At 40.7% G+C, this 19,333-nt stretch carries 16 protein-coding genes; all 16 read left to right on the forward strand.

The features are described from left to right. Window positions 1-53: 53 nt before the first annotated feature. Complete coding sequence (gene wcaK / locus AL515_RS10220) at window positions 54-1,334, forward strand: colanic acid biosynthesis pyruvyl transferase WcaK (RefSeq protein WP_048212030.1); 1,281 nt, start codon at window positions 54-56, stop codon at window positions 1,332-1,334. Continuing rightward, entirely contained in the window at window positions 1,331-2,551 is a 1,221-nt protein-coding gene (gene wcaL, locus AL515_RS10225; RefSeq protein WP_061067683.1) for a colanic acid biosynthesis glycosyltransferase WcaL, read from the forward strand. The genes wcaK and wcaL overlap by 4 nt, the downstream gene beginning before the upstream one ends. A gap of 11 nt (window positions 2,552-2,562) precedes the next feature. Next, window positions 2,563-3,951, forward strand: coding sequence for a colanic acid biosynthesis protein WcaM (gene wcaM / locus AL515_RS10230; protein ID WP_061067684.1), 1,389 nt, complete (start codon window positions 2,563-2,565; stop codon window positions 3,949-3,951). A 165-nt stretch (window positions 3,952-4,116) separates the two neighbouring features. Next, window positions 4,117-5,007 (forward strand): GalU regulator GalF, encoded by an 891-nt coding sequence (galF, locus tag AL515_RS10235; RefSeq protein WP_061067685.1) that lies wholly within the window; start codon window positions 4,117-4,119, stop codon window positions 5,005-5,007. 381 nt (window positions 5,008-5,388) lie between these two features. Beyond that, window positions 5,389-6,804, forward strand: a complete 1,416-nt coding sequence (locus AL515_RS10240; protein WP_061067686.1) for a mannose-1-phosphate guanylyltransferase/mannose-6-phosphate isomerase — start codon at window positions 5,389-5,391, stop codon at window positions 6,802-6,804. Between the two features lie 20 nt (window positions 6,805-6,824). After that, complete coding sequence (cpsG, locus tag AL515_RS10245) at window positions 6,825-8,210, forward strand: phosphomannomutase CpsG (protein WP_061067687.1); 1,386 nt, start codon at window positions 6,825-6,827, stop codon at window positions 8,208-8,210. Next, a complete protein-coding gene (locus AL515_RS10250; RefSeq protein WP_061067688.1) occupies window positions 8,203-8,997 on the forward strand; it encodes an ABC transporter permease in 795 nt (264 codons plus the stop codon). The genes cpsG and AL515_RS10250 overlap by 8 nt, the downstream gene beginning before the upstream one ends. Continuing rightward, window positions 8,997-10,196 (forward strand): ABC transporter ATP-binding protein, encoded by a 1,200-nt coding sequence (locus AL515_RS10255; RefSeq protein ID WP_105242162.1) that lies wholly within the window; start codon window positions 8,997-8,999, stop codon window positions 10,194-10,196. Before AL515_RS10250 ends, AL515_RS10255 begins: the two co-directional genes overlap by 1 nt. Before the next feature lies 1 nt (window position 10,197). Further along, window positions 10,198-11,067 carry a class I SAM-dependent methyltransferase gene (locus tag AL515_RS10260; RefSeq protein ID WP_105242163.1) on the forward strand — a complete coding sequence of 290 codons (870 nt, stop codon included), beginning with the start codon at window positions 10,198-10,200 and terminating at the stop codon, window positions 11,065-11,067. 9 nt (window positions 11,068-11,076) lie between these two features. Then, the gene (locus tag AL515_RS10265; RefSeq protein ID WP_061067689.1) at window positions 11,077-11,493 is read left to right on the forward strand and encodes a hypothetical protein; all 417 of its coding nucleotides are present in this window, start codon (window positions 11,077-11,079) and stop codon (window positions 11,491-11,493) included. 4 nt (window positions 11,494-11,497) lie between these two features. Next, on the forward strand, window positions 11,498-14,752 hold the full coding sequence (locus AL515_RS10270) for a glycosyltransferase (RefSeq protein ID WP_061067690.1): 3,255 nt from the start codon (window positions 11,498-11,500) through the stop codon (window positions 14,750-14,752). Further along, window positions 14,749-15,783 carry a GDP-mannose 4,6-dehydratase gene (gmd, locus tag AL515_RS10275; RefSeq protein WP_061067691.1) on the forward strand — a complete coding sequence of 345 codons (1,035 nt, stop codon included), beginning with the start codon at window positions 14,749-14,751 and terminating at the stop codon, window positions 15,781-15,783. Before AL515_RS10270 ends, gmd begins: the two co-directional genes overlap by 4 nt. Continuing rightward, window positions 15,783-16,679: a GDP-mannose 4,6-dehydratase gene (locus AL515_RS10280; RefSeq protein WP_061067692.1), complete on the forward strand. Its 897-nt coding sequence runs from the start codon at window positions 15,783-15,785 to the stop codon at window positions 16,677-16,679. The genes gmd and AL515_RS10280 overlap by 1 nt, the downstream gene beginning before the upstream one ends. Then, a complete protein-coding gene (locus tag AL515_RS10285) occupies window positions 16,679-17,815 on the forward strand; it encodes a glycosyltransferase family 4 protein (RefSeq protein WP_061067693.1) in 1,137 nt (378 codons plus the stop codon). The genes AL515_RS10280 and AL515_RS10285 overlap by 1 nt, the downstream gene beginning before the upstream one ends. Window positions 17,816-17,820: 5 nt before the next feature. After that, window positions 17,821-18,948: a glycosyltransferase family 4 protein gene (locus AL515_RS10290; protein ID WP_061067694.1), complete on the forward strand. Its 1,128-nt coding sequence runs from the start codon at window positions 17,821-17,823 to the stop codon at window positions 18,946-18,948. Between the two features lie 33 nt (window positions 18,949-18,981). Further along, window positions 18,982-19,287 (forward strand): hypothetical protein, encoded by a 306-nt coding sequence (locus AL515_RS10295; RefSeq protein ID WP_061067695.1) that lies wholly within the window; start codon window positions 18,982-18,984, stop codon window positions 19,285-19,287. Window positions 19,288-19,333: the final 46 nt, after the last annotated feature.

Consider the following 19,333-nt stretch of genomic DNA (forward strand, 5'->3'; position numbering starts at 1 on the left):
TTGTCGTCCGGAGACGGGAAAACCGTCATCCGCACTGATTTTAAGAGGTCATGATGAAATTACTGATTCTGGGCAACCACACCTGCGGTAATCGCGGGGACAGCGCCATTTTGCGCGGTTTGCTGGATGCCATTCATACGCTCCAGCCAGAGACTGAAGTGGATGTGATGAGCCGCTACCCGGTGAGTTCCTCCTGGTTACTAAACCGACCGGTGATGGGCGATCCACTGTATTCACAGATGAAGCAGCATAACAATGCTGCAGGCGTCATGGGCCGCGTAAAGAAAGTGCTGCGTCGTCGCTATCAGCATCAGGTGCTGCTCTCGCGCGTCACCGATTCCGGGAATCTGCGCAATATCGCTATCGCTCAGGGGTTTACTGACTTTGTCCGCTTGTTGTCGCGTTATGACGCCATTATCCAGGTCGGCGGATCGTTTTTTGTCGATCTGTATGGCGTGACGCAGTTTGAACATGCCTTGTGTTCGTTTATGGCTAAAAAACCGCTGTACATGATTGGTCACAGCGTAGGGCCATTTCAGGATGCACAGTTCAATCAGTTGGCGAACTACGTTTTTGGGCACTGCAATGCGTTAATTTTACGCGAATCGGTCAGCCTGGAACTGATGAAACGCAGTGAAATAACGACAGAGAAAGTCGAGTCGGGTGTGGATACCGCCTGGCTGGTAGACAACCATCACGATGACTTTGACCCGGGTTATGCCGTACAGCACTGGCTACAAACGGCTGCAAAGCAGAAGACTGTCGCCATTACATTACGTGAACTGGCGCCGTTTGATAAGCGTCTTGGAACCACACAACAGGCCTATGAGCAAGCCTTTGCCGGCGTGGTTAATCGGATCCTTGATGAAGGTTACCAGGTGATGGCGCTCTCAACCTGTACCGGTATTGATAGTTACAACAAAGATGATCGCATGGTTGCACTGAACCTGCGTCAGTACGTTAATGATCCGGCCCGTTATCACGTGGTCATGGATGAACTAAACGATCTCGAAATGGGAAAAATATTAGGCGCATGTGACCTGACGGTGGGCACACGCCTGCACTCTGCCATTATCTCGATGAACTTTATGACGCCGGCGATAGCCATTAATTATGAGCACAAATCGGCGGGAATTATGCAGCAACTGGGGTTAGCGGAAATGGCGGTTGATATCCGCCATCTGCTGGATGGTAGTCTTGAAGGCAAGGTTGCCGATAACCTGGGACGGCTCGCTGAACTTAACGTCAGGGTGGCGGAGGCGGTTAAGCGTGAACGTGAACACGGTAGGCGTATGGTGCAATCGGTATTAACGCGTATTCAGGAGGGGAAATGAAAGTCAGCTTTTTCCTGCTTAAATTTCCGCTGTCCTCTGAAACCTTTGTGCTGAATCAGATCACCGCGTTTATCGATATGGGGCATGATGTTGAAATTATCGCGTTATATCAGGGCGATCTTGATAACACCCATGCATCCTATATGGACTACCGCCTGGGCGAAAAAACACGATGGTTATTGAAAGAACCGGCTGGCAGGTTGGCAAAGCTGAAATATCGCACTACGACGATTTTACAAGGCATCACCCGGACAGCGACTTGGAAAGCGCTCAATGTTCCACGCTATGGCGATGAGGCGCGTAATCTGATTTTAGCGTCCATCTGTGCGCTAACCCCACGAGCATTCCAGGCCGATGTCTTTATTGCGCACTTTGGACCCGCTGGCGTAACGGCGGCTAAACTACGTGAACTCGGCGTGCTCCGCGGCAAAATAGCCACTGTCTTCCATGGTATTGATGTTTCACATCGGGACATCCTTTCCCGCTATACCCCCGAATATCAGAAGCTGTTTCAGCGCGGTGATTTGATGTTGCCCATCAGCAATCTCTGGGCCGGACGTTTGCGGAATATGGGATGCCCACCGCATAAAATAGCGGTATCGCGTATGGGGATTGATATGACGCGTTTTACACCCCGTGAGGTGAAAGCGCCGGGCACGCCGCTAGAAATTCTCTCCGTTGCACGGTTAACCGAGAAAAAAGGGCTGCATGTCGCTATCGAAGCGTGCCGCCAGTTGAAAGAGCGGGGTATCTCATTTCGTTATCGCATTCTGGGAATTGGCCCTTGGGAGCGTCGATTACGTACGCTTATCGAGCAATATCAACTGGATGACGTGATTGAAATGTCAGGATTTAAACCCAGCCATCAGGTCAAAGAGATGCTTGAGCAGGCGGATGTCTTCCTGTTGCCCTCCGTCACGGGAATTGATGGTGACATGGAAGGGATCCCGGTGGCGTTGATGGAGGCCATGGCCGTAGGGATACCGGTCGTCTCTACTGTGCACAGTGGGATCCCTGAGCTGGTGGAATCTGGAAGGTCCGGTTGGCTGGCACCAGAGAATGATGCTCAGGCCCTGGCGGAGCGATTAGCGACGGTCAGCGTGCTAGACAGTGAGCAAGTGAAGCCGGTGGTGGCGTGCGCCCGCGAAAAAATAGCCGCTGAATTTAACCAGCTTGCGATCAACAAACAGCTAGCCAGTCTGCTGCAAACGATGTAAATCGAGGTTGTATGCCAGAGAAAAAACTCTCCCGACGTACTTTTCTGACGGCAGGCTCTGCGCTTGTCGTACTGCATTCTCCCGTTGCCCGGGCGCTTGAATCACCGGGCAGCGTCAACATTCAGGATTACAATCCACAGGATTGGGTGGCTTCCTTCAGGCAGGCGTTTTCAGAGGCGCAAACCGTTGTCGTGCCTGCTGGTCTGGAGTGCAGGAATATCAATACCGCGATCGGGATCCCGCCTGGTAAAACGTTGCATCTGCAAGGCGGGGTCAGTAGCAGCAGTCGTGGGCGCTTTATTCTGCAGGATGGCTGTCGCGTGACAGGGGAGCAGGGTGGGCGCTTGCGAAATATTACCCTTGATGTTCGGGGATCCGACTGTGTGATAAAAGGCATAGCCATGAGCGGTTTCGCCCCTGTGGCACAAATTTATATCGGGGGGAAAACGCCGCGAGCGATGCGTAACCTCACCATTGACGACATTACCGTCACTGATGCGAATTACGGGATCCTGCGACAGGGGTTTCATAACCAGATGGATGGGGTACGGATAACCAACAGCCGCTTTAGTGATTTACAGGGTGACGCCATCGAGTGGAATGTCGCGATAAACGACAGTGACATCGTGATTTCAGACCATGTTATAGAACGCATCAATTGTACGAACGGAAATGTTAACTGGGGTATCGGTATTGGGCTGGCAGGTAGTACATACGACAACACCTATCCAGACGAACTGGCGGTGAAAAGATTTGTGGTAGCCAATATAACGGGCTCGGATTGTCGGCAGTTAGTCCATGTCGAGAACGGCAAACATTTTATCATTCGTAATATTACCGCGCGAAATATCACCCCGAATTTCAGCAAGAAAGCGGGTATCGACAATGCTACAGTCGCTATTTATGGATGTGATAATTTCGTTATCGATAATATCAATATGAAAAATAGCGCAGGGATGTTGATTGGGTACGGTGTGATCAAAGGACGATATTTGTCCATCCCACAAAACTTTAAGTTAAATAATATTCAACTGGATAACACACATCTCGATTATAAATTACGTGGTATTCAGATTTCCTCAGGTAATGCAACTTCATTTGTGGCCATTACCAACGTGGAGATGAAGCGCGCGACGCTGGAGCTGCACAACAAACCTCAGCATCTTTTCTTGCGAAATATCAAGGTGATGCAGCAATCTACCATCGGGCCAGCGCTGAAAATGCACTTTGATCTGCGCAAAGATGTACGCGGTAAGTTTATGGCCAAACAGGAGACCTTGCTCTCGCTGAACAACATTCATGCAGTTAATGAAGCTGGGCAAAGCTCGGTTGATATTGACAACGTAAACCACCAGGTTGTGAATGTCACGGCAGTGAATTTTCGACTACCGGGCCGGTAATTTTACGACCATTCCTGGCTAAAAACCTACCCGGCTAAGATTATGATTACTGCATTCTGCCGATAAGCGGCGTAACATGCGTCCTGACTGAGCAATGTAATTCATACTGGCTAAAACAAGCTAAAAAGCTATAATTCAGCAACTATTGAATAGGTGAATGACTTAATGATTAATTTGAAAGCAGTTATTCCGGTAGCGGGCCTCGGGATGCACATGTTGCCTGCCACAAAGGCTATCCCAAAAGAAATGCTACCGATCGTTGATAAGCCGATGATTCAATACATTGTCGACGAGATTGTAGCTGCAGGTATCAAAGAAATCGTTCTGGTAACACATGCGTCTAAGAACGCGGTTGAGAACCACTTCGACACCTCTTATGAACTTGAATCGCTGCTTGAACAGCGTGTTAAACGCCAGTTACTGGCCGAAGTGCAGTCCATCTGCCCTCCCGGTGTGACTATCATGAACGTCCGTCAGGCACAATTACTCGGCCTGGGCCACTCTATTCTTTGTGCACGCCCGATAATAGGGGACAACCCTTTTGTGGTGGTGTTACCTGACGTCGTTCTGGATACGGCGAGTGCGGATCCGCTGCGCTACAACCTGGCCGCAATGGTGGCCCGCTTTAATGAGACCGGGCGTAGTCAGGTGCTGGCAAAACGTATGGCTGGCGATCTTTCCGAGTATTCCGTTATTCAGACCAAAGAGCCTTTGGACAACGAAGGTAAGGTCAGCCGCATCGTTGAATTCATTGAAAAACCCGACCAGCCGCAAACCCTTGATTCGGACCTGATGGCCGTAGGGCGCTATGTGCTTTCTGCTGATATTTGGGCAGAAATTGAGCGTACGCAACCTGGTGCGTGGGGGCGTATTCAGCTTACGGATGCTATCGCTGAACTGGCGAAAAAACAGTCTGTTGATGCCATGTTGATGACCGGCGATAGCTACGATTGTGGTAAGAAAATGGGCTACATGCAGGCATTTGTGAAGTACGGACTGCGCAACCTGAAAGAAGGGCCGAAGTTCAGGGATCAAATTTTAAAACTGCTGAGCTAGTGCCATTGCTACCCTCGTTGCCTGCGATTTGAACCGAGTATCGTAGCAGTATATGTAAAGAGTCATGATTTGTCTGATACCCGCAGAATGCTGCTATAAATGTTTTTTTATAAATTTCAAATACTAAAAAAGGTAGATCGGTAAGAAATTACCGGTCCGCCGTAGGACATTTTTCTTGTCTACACAGTGAATAAATAAGAGAATATTCGGTTGAGATATCCCTTATTCGTTGAGGGTTATCAGCAATTTGTTTGCCCAACATAAAATGAGCAGTGCCCTGGTAGCTGTAGAGCCAGTGCGGTAGCGTGCCCATTTGTCATTGAGCGACGATGAAACTTTTTCGTTGGTTTAGTATAACGCATTGATATTTAAGGACCCAAGATGTTACTTCCTGTGATAATGGCCGGTGGTACCGGTAGTCGTTTATGGCCGATGTCGCGCGAGCTCTACCCAAAACAGTTTCTTCGTTTGTATGGACAGCGTTCAATGCTGCAAGAAACAGTGCTCCGTCTGGATGATGTCGATGCACGGGAACCGGTAGTCATTTGCAATCAGGAACACAGATTTCTTGTTGCTGAGCAACTAAGACAAATTAACAAGCTCTCGCATAATATCATTCTTGAACCCGTTGGCCGCAATACTGCGCCAGCAATAGCGCTGGCAGCATTAAGCGCAATAGAGAATGGCGATGACCCAATTCTTCTGGTATTAGCCGCAGATCACATCATTAACAATAAACCAGCATTTCACCAGGCGGTAAAGTCAGCATTTAAATTTGCCATGCAGGGGCGCCTTGTCACATTTGGGATTGTACCAACTGGTGCAGAAACAGGTTATGGCTATATTCACCGCGGTAAGGAAGAAGTTCTTGGTGAGAATATCGCTTACCAGGTTAGCCGTTTCGTGGAGAAACCGAACAAAGAAACCGCGGAAAGTTATTTAGCGTCTGGTGAATATTACTGGAACAGCGGAATGTTCATGTTCCGGGCCAAGAAATATCTTGAAGAACTGGAAAAATTCAGACCCGATATTCTTGAGTCCTGCAAGGCGGCAATCCGCGGTTGCAAAGATAGCGATGAGTTTATCAAGATTGATCGCGATCTGTTTATCGCTTGTCCGGATGAGTCTGTTGACTACGCGGTCATGGAGAAAACGACAGACGCTGTCGTCGTTGGGCTTGATGCAGACTGGAGTGACGTGGGTTCCTGGTCGGCACTATGGGAAGTGAGCCCTAAAGATAAAAAAGGTAATGTCCTGACGGGTGATACCTTCATGCACAACGCAAATAACTGCTATATCAACACTGATGAAAAATTGGTTGCCGCTATCGGTGTCGATAATCTGGTGATCATTAATACAAAAGATGCCGTACTGGTCGTTGATAAAGATCAGGTGCAGGATGTTAAGAAAGTTGTTGAGTATCTTAAAGCTAATCATCGCAGTGAATATAAGCGTCACCGGGAAATATACCGTCCGTGGGGGCGATGCGATGTGGTGGTACAGACCGAGCGTTTTAATGTAAATCGGATCACCGTTAAACCGGGTGCAGCATTTTCGATGCAGATGCATCATCACCGGACCGAACACTGGGTTGTGCTTTCAGGCACGGGTGAAGTAACGATTAAAGATCAAAAATTCCTGCTGACTGAAAACCAATCAACTTTTATTCCCATCGGAGCACAACATCGACTGGAAAACCCAGGCAAGATTCCATTGGAACTGCTTGAGATCCAATCCGGCTCCTATTTAGGGGATGATGACATTATTCGTATTAAAGACCAGTATGGTCGTTGCTAATTTTGAAGGTATAAAGATCTATGTCTAAGCTGACTTGTTTTAAAGCCTATGATATTCGTGGAAAATTAGGCGAAGAATTAAATGAAGATATTGCGTATCGCATTGGTCGCGCATACGGTGAATTCCTCAAGCCTAAAACAATCGTGGTGGGCGGTGACGTACGCTTAACCAGCGAGAGCCTGAAACTGGCATTAGCGAATGGCCTAATGGATGCGGGTACCGATATCCTCGATATTGGTTTAAGCGGGACAGAAGAGATCTATTTTGCAACCTTCCATCTTGGTGTAGATGGCGGCATCGAAGTTACCGCCAGTCATAATCCGATGGATTATAACGGAATGAAACTGGTTCGCGAAAATGCGAAACCTATCAGTGGTGACACAGGACTACGCGATGTGCAGCGTTTAGCCGAAGAAAATAATTTCGCGCCTGTTGATGCCCAACTGCGCGGAAGCTACAAGAAGATTTCTATCCTTGATGCTTATGTCGATCACTTAATGGGCTACATTGATTTCGCGAACTTCACTCGTCCAATGAAGCTTGTGGTTAACTCTGGCAATGGTGCCGCTGGTCACGTCATTGATGCGATTGAAAAACGTTTCGTTGCTGCTAGTGTCCCCGTTTCATTTATTAAAGTTCATCACCAGCCGGATGGCACTTTCCCTAATGGGATCCCTAATCCTCTGTTACCAGAATGTCGCAAAGATACTGCCGATGCTGTTAAAGAACATGGCGCAGATTTAGGGATCGCATTTGACGGCGATTTTGACCGTTGCTTCCTGTTTGATGGGGAAGGGCAGTTTATCGAAGGTTATTACATTGTAGGTCTGTTAGCCGAAGCATTCTTACAAAAAGAACCAGGCGCGAAGATCATCCATGACCCGCGACTGACCTGGAATACCATCGATATTGTGACTAAAGCTGGCGGCATTCCTGTGATGTCTAAAACGGGCCACGCCTTCATCAAAGAGCGTATGCGTAAGGAAGATGCGATCTACGGCGGAGAGATGAGTGCTCATCACTACTTCCGTGATTTTGCATATTGCGATAGTGGGATGATTCCGTGGCTTCTGGTGGCAGAGTTGTTATGCAAAAAAAATACTGACTTAATGGCTATGGTATCTGAGCGAATAAAAAAATATGCTTGTAGTGGTGAGATTAATTTTAGCGTGAATAATATTAATAATATTCTAACGAAACTGCAATTAGAATATAAAGATACAGTGTTACATATTGAAACCATAGATGGAATTAGTTTTGAGTTTGATGATTGGAGAATGAATGTTAGAGCATCTAATACTGAACCTTTGCTTCGTATAAATATTGAGAGTAATAAGTCACCACAAATAGTTGAACAGCATCTTGATGAAGTGTCTAAGCTTGTAAAAGGGGTGATAAATGATTAATAAAATAGAGGCAATTTATCACTATAAAGATTTTATATTTAATAGTATTAAACGAGAATTTAAAAGTCGATACCAAACAAGTATGTTGGGTGCAGTATGGCTAGTGTTACAGCCATTAGCGATGATTATTGTTTACACGGTTATATTTTCAGAGGTAATGAAGGCTAGAATGCCTGATAATACAGGGGCATTTGCTTACAGCATATATCTATGTTCAGGTCTGTTGACTTGGGGATTTTTCTCAGAAATAGTTATTCGATTAATCAATATATTCATTGAAAACGGTAATTATCTTAAAAAAATTAATTTTCCACGAATTTGTTTGCCGATAATCGCTGTTGGAATTTCATTTGTTAATTTTTTGATAATATTTTCATTATATTTAATATTCCTCATCATTTCTGGAAATTTCCCAGGAGTAGAATTTTTTGCAATCATACCATTGCTTATTTTGCAGGTGTTGTTTGCAATGGGGCTTGGTCTAACATTAGGCGTTCTAAATGTTTTCTTTAGAGATGTCGGTCAATTTATGGCAATTGTCATGCAGTTTTGGTTTTGGTTTACGCCAATTATATATCTTGTAAGTATAATCCCTCTCTGGGCTAGAGAATGGTTAATGTTGAATCCAATGTCAGGTGTGATATTAGGTTATCAAAATATATTTCTCTACCATAAATTTCCTGTTTGGTCAGATCTAATTATTGTTTCAGTACTCGCAATTTTATTTAATGTACTAGCCTATTTTTTGTATAAGAAACATGCTGGTGAAATGGTGGATGAGTTATAATGAACATTATTTCAGTACAAAAAATCACAAAGTTTTATAAGACTTATGCTAAAAACAACCATAGATTATTAGAATGGATGTCATTCGGAAATAAAAAATATTCGAATAGAATAAATATTTTGAATGATATCTCTTTTAACGTCGGGGTCGGTGAGTCTGTTGGTATTTTAGGTATGAATGGTGCGGGGAAAAGTACCCTACTTAAAATTATAACAGGTACAACAATGCCATCAAGCGGTAGCGTGTCAGTCCGGGGGCGTGTGGCTGCTTTGCTAGAGTTAGGTATGGGATTCCATCCTGATTTCTCAGGCAGAGATAATGTCTATATGTCAGGACAGCTATTAGGATTAAATACAGAGCAAATTAAGGAGTTAATGCCTAGCATTGAGGAATTCTCTGAAATAGGGAAATATATTGATCAACCTGTACGGACCTATTCTAGTGGGATGCAGGTAAGATTAGCTTTTGCTGTTGCAACAGCTGTAAGACCTGAGTTATTAATTATTGATGAAGCATTGTCAGTTGGCGATGCATATTTTCAAGCTAAGAGTTTCAATAAAATTAGAGAATTTAAAGCCCAAGGTACAACACTTCTAATTGTCTCTCACGATCAGGCAGCTATTGCTAATATTTGTACAAGAGCAATACTGTTGGATAAAGGTAGTATAGTTGCAGATGGATTGCCGACGGATGTTTTAAATTTATATAATGCGAAACTATCAAAAACAGCAGACGAGAGCGAGATAATTGTTAACGACGGAAAATCGGAGTCAGGAAATAAAAAAGCTATAATAAATAGTTTCTACATTGAATCAGAAACTGGGGAAAAGATTGACACATTGGTTACTGGTGATAAATGTTCAATATGCTTTAAGATATTTAATAAACATGTCACCAAGGGGCTAACATTAGGTTTTCATATTCGTGATCGTCTGGGTAATATTGTTTTTGGTACAAATACATTAGCACATAAAATTGAAATGGATGACTATGGGGAAAAGCTAATTAAATTCACGCTCCAAATGAATATAGGTGTTGGGGAGTATAGTGTATCCGCAGCACTTCATAAAGAACATAATCATTATGAAGAATGTTATCATTGGAAGGATGGGCTTGGAACATTTACTGTTATTGCACCCGGGAAAATATTTGTTGGTAGCGCATGGTTAGATAATCAATGTGTCATTGAGGAATTATAATATGTTTAATTTGTTTAGTAACATAAATTTGAAAATACAGAATATTGTTGATGCTATCAATGAAAACAGTAATAAGCTAAATTCCCGCGTGGATATGATTTATGAAAATAATGAAAGATTAAAATCTCGCATTGATGAACTCGATATAAGTATTGCACATCACTTTGAAAACGAAAATAAAACCAACACTCAGTTGATTGAAATGGAAAATAAAAGGGATCTGCTCAGTCAAGATATAAAAACTATTCTTTATCAACACATGGAAAGGTTGGAGTTTATTCGTGAAGAGTTAATGTTTGAACTAAGAGTGAAAACGGATACTCTTAAGGATAGAAATAATACAAAAATAGAGAGTTTAGTATTAAATAATGAAAAATATGAAAATCAAAATTTAAGACGAATAAATGTTGGATGCGGGCATGTTCAACCAGAAGGATATATTAATGTAGATGCAAGGCAATTGCCAGGTATTGATGTTATTTGTGATGCTGGAAACTTGTTTTTTGACGACCAAAGTTTAGACGAAATATATAGTGCACATTTAATTGAACATTTTACAGAGGTTGAACTTAGTAGAGTAATACTCCCTAACTGGTATTCTAAATTGAAGACAGGTGGTATTTTAAGAATAGTGACCCCAGACGCAAATAGCATGATAAATGACTATGTGCAAGGAATAATGAGTTTTGAAGATTTACGTAAAGTCACATATGGGGCTCAAGATTACGAAGGGGATTTTCATTATAATATGTTTTCTGTAGATTATCTTATCGATATATTATCTAATGTTGGATTTACAAATGTAGAATTGATTGAAGACAATCGACGTAATGGGCTGTGTCGAGAAATGGAGCTTATTGCTGTGCGATAAGAATGAAGAATGCATCAAGATAAATTAAATCAAATTAATAAAGATATTGAAGCATATCTTGAAAAAGAAAGATGTAATAGAAAAATCCTATTAGAAGAAAATAATATATTTCTTTCTAAGAAATTAAGTTTTCTGTATGGTGCTACAAGCTTTGAAGTTAATGAATTGTTGAACTTGTGCCAAGGTGACTATATTAATGACATGGCTATTTTAATCACGAAAAAGAATGCAAATAGTGTTTTTCTCTTAAACGTTATGACCAAACTATTTAGTAGACCTCTCTTAATAGTAATTTTTCTTGCTTATCATCCGTCATCAAAAGTAAAACTACATGGTGTATTTAAGTATGTATTTGTAAGGCTTTTGAAAAATAATCCATTCCTGCTCAGTTTTGCAAGGAAAATTTATTACAGATGGAGAGGGTGAGTAAATGTATTCGCATTTTAGAGGTAGATTTATCCAGGTTATTGAGTCTCTAGATATATATGATGCATGTTCTAATCATGTAGTTAACATCGATAAATATGTAAAAGATGTTTATGGGCTGAAAACTGAAATATATGCAAAGCACTATCACCATAATAGAAGTGATATTGTTACAAATATTGAGCATCTAAATAGCCATGATGAGGATATTATTTTTCTTCATTTCTCAGCTTACTCAGAAGTTTGCGTAGATAAAGTATTAGCCTCAAAAGGCATGAAAATATTGCATTACCACAATATTACACCACACACATTCTTTTCTGAAAATTCGTTTTTATATAATCTTTGCAAAAAAGGTCGTGAACAGCTACTTGAGATAAAGGATAAATTTAATTTTATTACTGGTGATAGTTTATACAATCTTGATGAGATTATTAAACTAGGCTTTCCTGAAGATAAAACAGCAAAGTTACCAATCATAATAAATAAAGATGCTGTTTTTAGAGGTGGGAATGTTAAGAGTAGAAACTTATTATTTGTTGGACGTATATGTGAGAATAAAGCTCAACATAAATTGATATGTTTCTATGAAAATCTTCTCGCTAAAAAATATGAATTGGGATATTTATATCTCGTCGGGAAATATGATGTCGGCTCTGATTACTACAATAAGATCAAGAATATAATTGAAAAATTACAGCTTAGTGAGCGAGTGATTTTGACAGGGGCTGTCACAGAGGAAGAATTATCATCTTACTATAGTGATTCATCATGTTTTATTTCTTTCAGTGAGCATGAAGGATTTGGTGTCCCTTTGCTCGAAGCAGCACAATATCAATTACCAGTTTTGGCATTAAATCATGCTGCAACAGCTGAGACACTAAATAATTCTGAAGGTGTCTGCAATACAACACTTGAGCTGGAAGATAAATTATTTAAAGTATTTACTGACTCAAGTTTTTATGAGCGCATGATTGATTCTCAAAATACGGCTTTACAAGAGTATTCAGTAGAAGCTTGGGGTAAATATGCCGATAATCTATTTGAGAAAATTCTGGTGCCACAGAACTATTATACAACTGTATCTTTGGTTGTGTGTACTTACAACCGGGCAGAATATCTTGAAAGATGCTTAGACTATCTATCAAAAAACTACAGTGACAGTTTTGAAGTTATTGTGGTTAATGGGCCATCTACAGATAATACAAATGAAGTATTATCAAAATGGCATGATAAGTTAAAAATATATAATAATCCAATAAGAAACTTATCTGTATCAAGAAACATAGGAATAAATGCCGCTTCAGGCCAAATAGTTGCTTTCATTGATGACGACGCCATACCTTTTTTAGATTGGTTTTATGCAATTTTAGAGTATTTCAATAGTTGTCATAGATTTGTGGCTGGAGCTGGAGGACCAACTTACCTTGCCGGGAGTCTAGATTTCCAAGCCAAAGATATTTTTGTTGACCGTTTTGGTTCGGGTATCATTAATCCTACGGATAAAATTAAGAATAACGCACAATATCGAAGAACCGTTTTAGGTACTAACTCATTTTTTGTCAGAGATTACCTCATTTCATGTGGTGGATTTGATGAAGAGTATGATTATTATCTTGATGAAACAGATTTATGTAGTCGGCTGATTGATAATAATTTCTTGATAAATAGTTGTCCTGATGCCTTTTTGAGGCATGAGTTTTCAAAAAGTGAAAATAGGTTAAATAAATATAACTATAATTGGTATTCGATAGTTAAAAATACTGTTTATTATTCTTGTAAATTTAATGGTTCTGATAAGGATACAATAAATTTAGTCAAAGATGTTATAATTAAGGATCGAGTTGAGTATATTCAGACTGGCTTAAAAAATGGTGAAATAAATAAAGATGAATATAATTCGTTAGTTGATTCTTTATGGGATGGATTTCAAGCAGGAATCAAGGCTGCATCCTTTGAAAGAAAGTTAATCAAGGTTGAACCAATAAGGCCTAAATTATTTAAAAAATTCAATTCATCTGAAATACCATTCAATAGATTGCATATAGTAATTGTAAGTAAAGAGTTTCCTCCTCTGACGAGATCTGGAGGAATCGGTACGCTTTATTATAATCTTGCTAGTGAATTATTATTGGCAGGGCATTTTGTCAGCGTGATTTACAGATCAGATAGCTATGATGTCAAAGAACGAGGAAGATTGAAGTTAATTTCATTGAACAAGAAAAAAAAATCAATTGGTTTTGTAGATGATTCAAATATTGCTAATGAGATTTTGAATTGGTCCACTAGTGTGGCAATTGAAATCGAAAAGTTAAATGAAATCCATCCGATTAGTGTTGTCGATTCCTGTCTTTGGGATTCTGAAGTATATTCATTCTCACTTATTAAAAATAAATTAAATATTCCATTGGTGCTTCGATTGGTGACACCATTAAAGGTCGCTAATGACATGAATAAGTGGAACATGAATGAGAACGATTTAGACTATCTTACGCACTTCGAGTACAAAGTTGTCGAATCTGCTGATGCGGTTGTTCCAATTAGTGACTCCATAAAAAATACTTATATTTCTTTGTACAAACCTTCGGATAGCATTATTTATACTAAAATACAGGCCGGTATAGCTTATTGGCCAACTTTTGACATCACACATGGTTATGGCGAACTGAAAACTAACTTAGACCTATGTAAAAGAATCGAAGGAAAAAAAATAATATTATTTTTGGGAAGGATTGAGCTAAGAAAAGGTATTGATATATTCTCTGATGCTATAGATATTTGTAATTTAGATAGTAAAATATGCAATGATGTAATTTTCTTAGTTGCAGGTGAATGTCAAACAAGTATCAACAGGTATCTCAAATCTGTGAATACCCCTGGCTCTAATATAATGTATATTGGTGAAATTGATAACTATGAACGTGAGAAGATCTATGCAATAAGCGATGTTGTTGTTTTTCCTTCGAGATACGAGTCTTTTGGTCTTGTGCCATTAGAAGCTTTTGTTCATGGAAAGCCAATTATCGCGAGCAATGCTGGCGCAATTCCTGAAGTCGTAATTGACAATGAATGTGGACTTATTTTCGAAGATGGCAATGCGGAGGATTTAGCATCAAAAATAAAAAGCATTATGGCTGACGATGTTTTACGTGAGAACCTAGGTAAAGGTGCTTATAAACGAGTTAGAGAATTATCCTCATATAATTCTGCAAATAAAACAATTCATCTTTATAATAACTTAATTCGAGATATGGTATGAAAATCGCAATTGTTACTGGAATCACTGGACAAGATGGGGCTTACTTAGCCGAGTTACTACTTCAAAAAAATTATAAGGTATACGGAACTTATCGCCGTACAAGTTCTGTCAACTTCTGGCGTATCGAGGAATTAGGCATTAAAGATAACGCTAACCTTCACTTAGTTGAATACGATCTCACTGACCTGTCTGCTAGTATCCGCTTGCTGCAGCAAACTGAAGCTACTGAGGTTTATAACTTAGCTGCGCAGAGCTTCGTCGGCGTATCTTTCGAACAACCGATTACTACAGCAGAAATCACCGGTCTCGGCCCTGTAAATCTTCTGGAAGCTATTCGTATTGTTAATCCTAAAATTCGCTTTTACCAGGCATCAACGTCAGAAATGTTTGGTCTGGTCCAGGCCGTTCCGCAGAAAGAAGATACTCCATTCTATCCGCGCAGCCCATATGGCGTAGCTAAACTGTATGCTCACTGGATGACCGTGAACTACCGTGAGAGCTATAATATTTTTGCATCAAGTGGAATTCTGTTTAACCACGAATCACCATTACGTGGTCAGGAATTTGTAACGCGTAAAATCACTGATTCTGTTGCAAAAATTAAGCTTGGAAAACTTGACGTTCTTGAACTCGGTAACATGGACGCCAAGCGTGATTGGGGTTATGCCAAAGAGTATGTAGAAGGGATGTGGCGTATTCTGCAGGCAGAAAAACCAGATACCTTCGTACTGGCAACTAACCGTACAGAGACTGTGCGCGACTTCGTCAGCATGGCTTTCAAAGCTGCTGGATTTACACTGCGTTTTGAGGGTAAGGACGAGGAAGAAGTGGGTATTGACACAGCAACTGGGAAGACGTTGGTTCGTGTAAATCCAAAATTCTTCCGTCCTGCTGAAGTCGATCTACTAATCGGTAATCCAGCTCGTGCCAAAGAAATTCTGGGGTGGGAACCAAAAACCTCGCTGGAGCAGTTGTGCCAGTTGATGGTTGAGGCTGATTTACGTCGTAACCAGCAAGGGTTTTCATTCTGATGTTCGGCGCCGGCAAACATGCTCTGGTGACAGGGATTAATGGTTTTACCGGCCGCTATGTGGCAGCGGAATTATCCGCTGCCGGATATCGGGTATTTGGTATTGGCGCAATGCCTTTTGATGGGCCTGATTATTACCAGGTTGATCTAATGGATACTGCGAGATTGCGGGAGGTTATTCAGCTCATACAACCAAACGTTGTTATACATTTGGCCGCTATCGCTTATGTTGGGCATGGTGATGCAGATGCTTTCTATAACGTCAATTTACTTGGAACGCGCAATTTATTGCAGGCTTTGAGTACCTGCAGCACCATCCTGGATGGTGTGCTTCTCGCCAGTAGTGCAAATATTTATGGAAATGGTACCGCAGGGCAACTGAATGAATCTGCGACAGCAAATCCAGCGAACGATTATGCCGTCAGCAAGTTGGCCATGGAATATATGTCTCGATTGTGGATGGATAAACTACCCGTATTCATTACGAGACCATTTAACTATACAGGTGTTGGTCAGGCGGAAAACTTCCTTCTGCCAAAGATAGTTAAACACTTTAAATCAAAATCACCGACGATCGAGTTAGGAAATATTGATGTTTGGCGTGATTTTACAGATGTTCGTGCACTAAGCTATGCTTATGTCAAGTTATTACAGGCAAAACCAGTTGGCGAAGTTATTAACATCTGCTCTGGCCGCACATATTCACTGAGAAAAGTTATTGAACTTTGTGAAAAAATAACCGGACACCATCTGACCATCCAGATTAATCCAGAATTTGTCCGGGCAAATGAAGTTAAGACACTTAGTGGGGATCCATCTAAATTACAATCATTTATTCCAGATTGGAATGTCCCACCACTCGAAGATACTCTGCGCTGGATGTTGGAAAACGAGTAATGAAAGTCATATTTGGAACTGATGCAATAAAATACCCATTAACAGGTATCGGTCGCTATGCATTTGAGTTGGCTAAATGTTTATCTGATGATCCAGACATATCCGAATTACTTTTTTTAAATGGGCATCGACTTACTCAGCAAATGCCCGTGCCTAAAGAAAATAGCTCTTCAACAGAGGGGCTTAAAAGTTTAATAAAAAAGAGTCGACTGGCTTCGGAAGTATATAGGCTCACAGCTCCGTGGTTGAAAACTAATGTCTTGAAAAATCATAAGGATGCGATTTATCATGGGCCTAATTTTTATCTGCCACCTAAGGTAGAGCGCTGTGTTGTCACGTTTCATGATCTTTCTGTTTTTACTTTACCGCAATGCCATCCTCCTGAGAGAGTTAGGTATATGCGTAAAGAGCTTTTACAAACGGTAAAGCGAGCATCAGTATTTATTACAGACTCTGATTTTACCAGATTGGAACTGATTAATTATTTTAATATTTCGGAAAGTAGGGTGTTTACTGCAAAGTTAGCATGCAGTGGTGAATTTAAGCCCCGCCGTGAAGAAGATATAACTCCTGTTCTCGGAAAATACGAACTTACCTTTAAAAAATATTCCCTATTTACTGGCTCGATTGAGCCGAGAAAGAATATTGCGACTTTGCTTGATGCCTACGAACGCCTGCCACTGTCACTGAGAAAGCAGACTCCTCTCGTTATTAGCGGATTCAAAGGCTGGAACAGTGATACTTTACATCGTCGATTTGAACAAGGTAAACGGGAAGGGTGGCTGCGCTACCTGGGGTTTACACCGTCAAGCGATTTACCTGTACTCTATGCAGGTGCTGTTAGTTTTTTATTTCCATCAGTCTATGAGGGATTTGGGCTACCAGTATTGGAGGCAATGGCATCTGGGACTCCGGTTGTTTGTTCAAACAGCTCTTCACTTCCTGAGGTTGCAGGTAGCAGCACTTTAATGTGTGATGCTATGGATGTTGAGACACTTACGTCTTTAATTATGAAGAGCCTTACTGATACGGAATGGCAGGATAGTGCCACTAAAAGTGGATTATCACATGTTAACCAATTTTCATGGAAACGATGTGCAACTGAAACGGTTGCTGCATATAAACAGGTGAAGTAAGATTAATGTTGAAAGTACTGCATTTTTATAAGACATACTATCCAGATACTTTTGGTGGCATCGAACAAGTTATCTACCAGCTAAGTGAATCTGGGGCTGAATATGGTGTTGAATCAACAGTACTTTCTCTAAGCAAACGGGGGGATATTAATAATCAGAAAATTGGTGAACAGCGTGTATTCTACGCAAAAACTAATTTTGAGGTAGCGTCAACACCATTCTCTCTATCTTGTATTAAAAAATTTAAAGAATTAGCAAGTCAAGCAGATATCATTCATTACCATTATCCCTTTCCTTTTATGGATATGCTGCATTTTTTGTGCCGAATAAACAAACCAACAGTTGTTAGTTATCATTCTGACATTGTAAAACAAAAATTTATTTTTCGTCTGTATTCGCCCTTGATGAATCGTTTTCTTAGTTCAGTTGATTGTATTGTTGCTGCTTCGCCAAATTATGCGCAGAGTAGTCGTGTATTACAGAAATTTGAAAAAAAAGTTAAGATTGTTCCTTATGGGCTGGATGAAAAATCGTATCCGCAGACCAAAATCGAAAGAGTAGATTACTGGAAAGAACGTGTGGGAGACAAATTTTTTCTTTTTATTGGTACGTTACGATATTACAAAGGGTTAGATATCTTATTGGATGCGGCTCACGCGACGTCTCTGCCTGTTGTAATTATAGGTAATGGAGGAGAAGAAACAGCTCTGAAATTGAAGTCAGAAAAATTGGGGTTATCAAACGTTCATTTTGTTGGCGCTCTATCTGATGAGGATAAAACAGTATTGTTGGAACTTTGTTATTCAGTGGTTTTTCCATCAAATCTTCGTTCAGAGGCCTTTGGCATAACTTTGCTGGAGGGGGCTATGTACAGGAAATCATTAATTTCATGTGAGATTGGCACTGGAACATCATATATTAACATTAATAATATAACAGGTTTGGTTGTTGAACCTGGCAATGTAAATTCATTGAGAGATGCCATGCTCTATCTCTGGAATAATCCCCGGTTAGCACTTTTATATGGTGAAAATGCTAGGGCTAGATTTGAGGCGAAATTCATGGCAGATAAAATGGTTGCGGAGTACTCTAATATTTATAGAGGTATTTTTAGGAAGAAGAAGTCTCTGTAATGTTTCTAAAGTCATAAAAATTGGATTTTCATTATGTTTAAAAATAAGATACGTAAAGTTGTAAGGAAGTTTGCACAGTTTCCTGTATTAGGTAAAATCATTAGAGTATCTGTGGCCATTTTTAGATCGCCATTATATAGAGCTGAAAGTATTGAACTACGGCATAGAGTTGATTTCCTTGAAGAGCAAATTCGGAATTTACAGGGCAGTATGAACTTTAACAATGTAGAGCTAATAAAATTAAGACAAGAGAGTGATAATTTTTTCAAATCCATACCATTTGAGGTAAGACGCTTAAGGCGCGAGGTAAATAACTTAGAAAAAAATAAAGTAATGTAATTATTACTCAGGTCGTATTTGAGGCTATACACTCTTAAAGTATATA

The sequence above is a fragment of the Citrobacter sp. FDAARGOS_156 genome (genome assembly GCF_001559235.2).
GTDB classification, from domain to species: Bacteria; Pseudomonadota; Gammaproteobacteria; order Enterobacterales; family Enterobacteriaceae; genus Citrobacter; species Citrobacter youngae.

Excerpts from the sequence above, each read along its gene's own strand:
- AL515_RS10255 (WP_105242162.1), top strand. The coding sequence starts at position 8,997 with ATGAACATTATTTCAGTACAAAAAATCACAAAGTTTTATAAGACTTAT.
- AL515_RS10240 (WP_061067686.1), top strand. The coding sequence starts at position 5,389 with ATGTTACTTCCTGTGATAATGGCCGGTGGTACCGGTAGTCGTTTATGG.
- AL515_RS10280 (WP_061067692.1), top strand. The coding sequence starts at position 15,783 with ATGTTCGGCGCCGGCAAACATGCTCTGGTGACAGGGATTAATGGTTTT.
- galF (WP_061067685.1), top strand. The coding sequence starts at position 4,117 with ATGATTAATTTGAAAGCAGTTATTCCGGTAGCGGGCCTCGGGATGCAC.
- wcaK (WP_048212030.1), top strand. The coding sequence starts at position 54 with ATGAAATTACTGATTCTGGGCAACCACACCTGCGGTAATCGCGGGGAC.
- AL515_RS10250 (WP_061067688.1), top strand. The coding sequence starts at position 8,203 with ATGATTAATAAAATAGAGGCAATTTATCACTATAAAGATTTTATATTT.
- AL515_RS10265 (WP_061067689.1), top strand. The coding sequence starts at position 11,077 with ATGCATCAAGATAAATTAAATCAAATTAATAAAGATATTGAAGCATAT.
- gmd (WP_061067691.1), top strand. The coding sequence starts at position 14,749 with ATGAAAATCGCAATTGTTACTGGAATCACTGGACAAGATGGGGCTTAC.
- cpsG (WP_061067687.1), top strand. The coding sequence starts at position 6,825 with ATGTCTAAGCTGACTTGTTTTAAAGCCTATGATATTCGTGGAAAATTA.
- AL515_RS10285 (WP_061067693.1), top strand. The coding sequence starts at position 16,679 with ATGAAAGTCATATTTGGAACTGATGCAATAAAATACCCATTAACAGGT.
- AL515_RS10295 (WP_061067695.1), top strand. The coding sequence starts at position 18,982 with ATGTTTAAAAATAAGATACGTAAAGTTGTAAGGAAGTTTGCACAGTTT.
- AL515_RS10260 (WP_105242163.1), top strand. The coding sequence starts at position 10,198 with ATGTTTAATTTGTTTAGTAACATAAATTTGAAAATACAGAATATTGTT.
- wcaL (WP_061067683.1), top strand. The coding sequence starts at position 1,331 with ATGAAAGTCAGCTTTTTCCTGCTTAAATTTCCGCTGTCCTCTGAAACC.
- AL515_RS10270 (WP_061067690.1), top strand. The coding sequence starts at position 11,498 with ATGTATTCGCATTTTAGAGGTAGATTTATCCAGGTTATTGAGTCTCTA.
- wcaM (WP_061067684.1), top strand. The coding sequence starts at position 2,563 with ATGCCAGAGAAAAAACTCTCCCGACGTACTTTTCTGACGGCAGGCTCT.
- AL515_RS10290 (WP_061067694.1), top strand. The coding sequence starts at position 17,821 with ATGTTGAAAGTACTGCATTTTTATAAGACATACTATCCAGATACTTTT.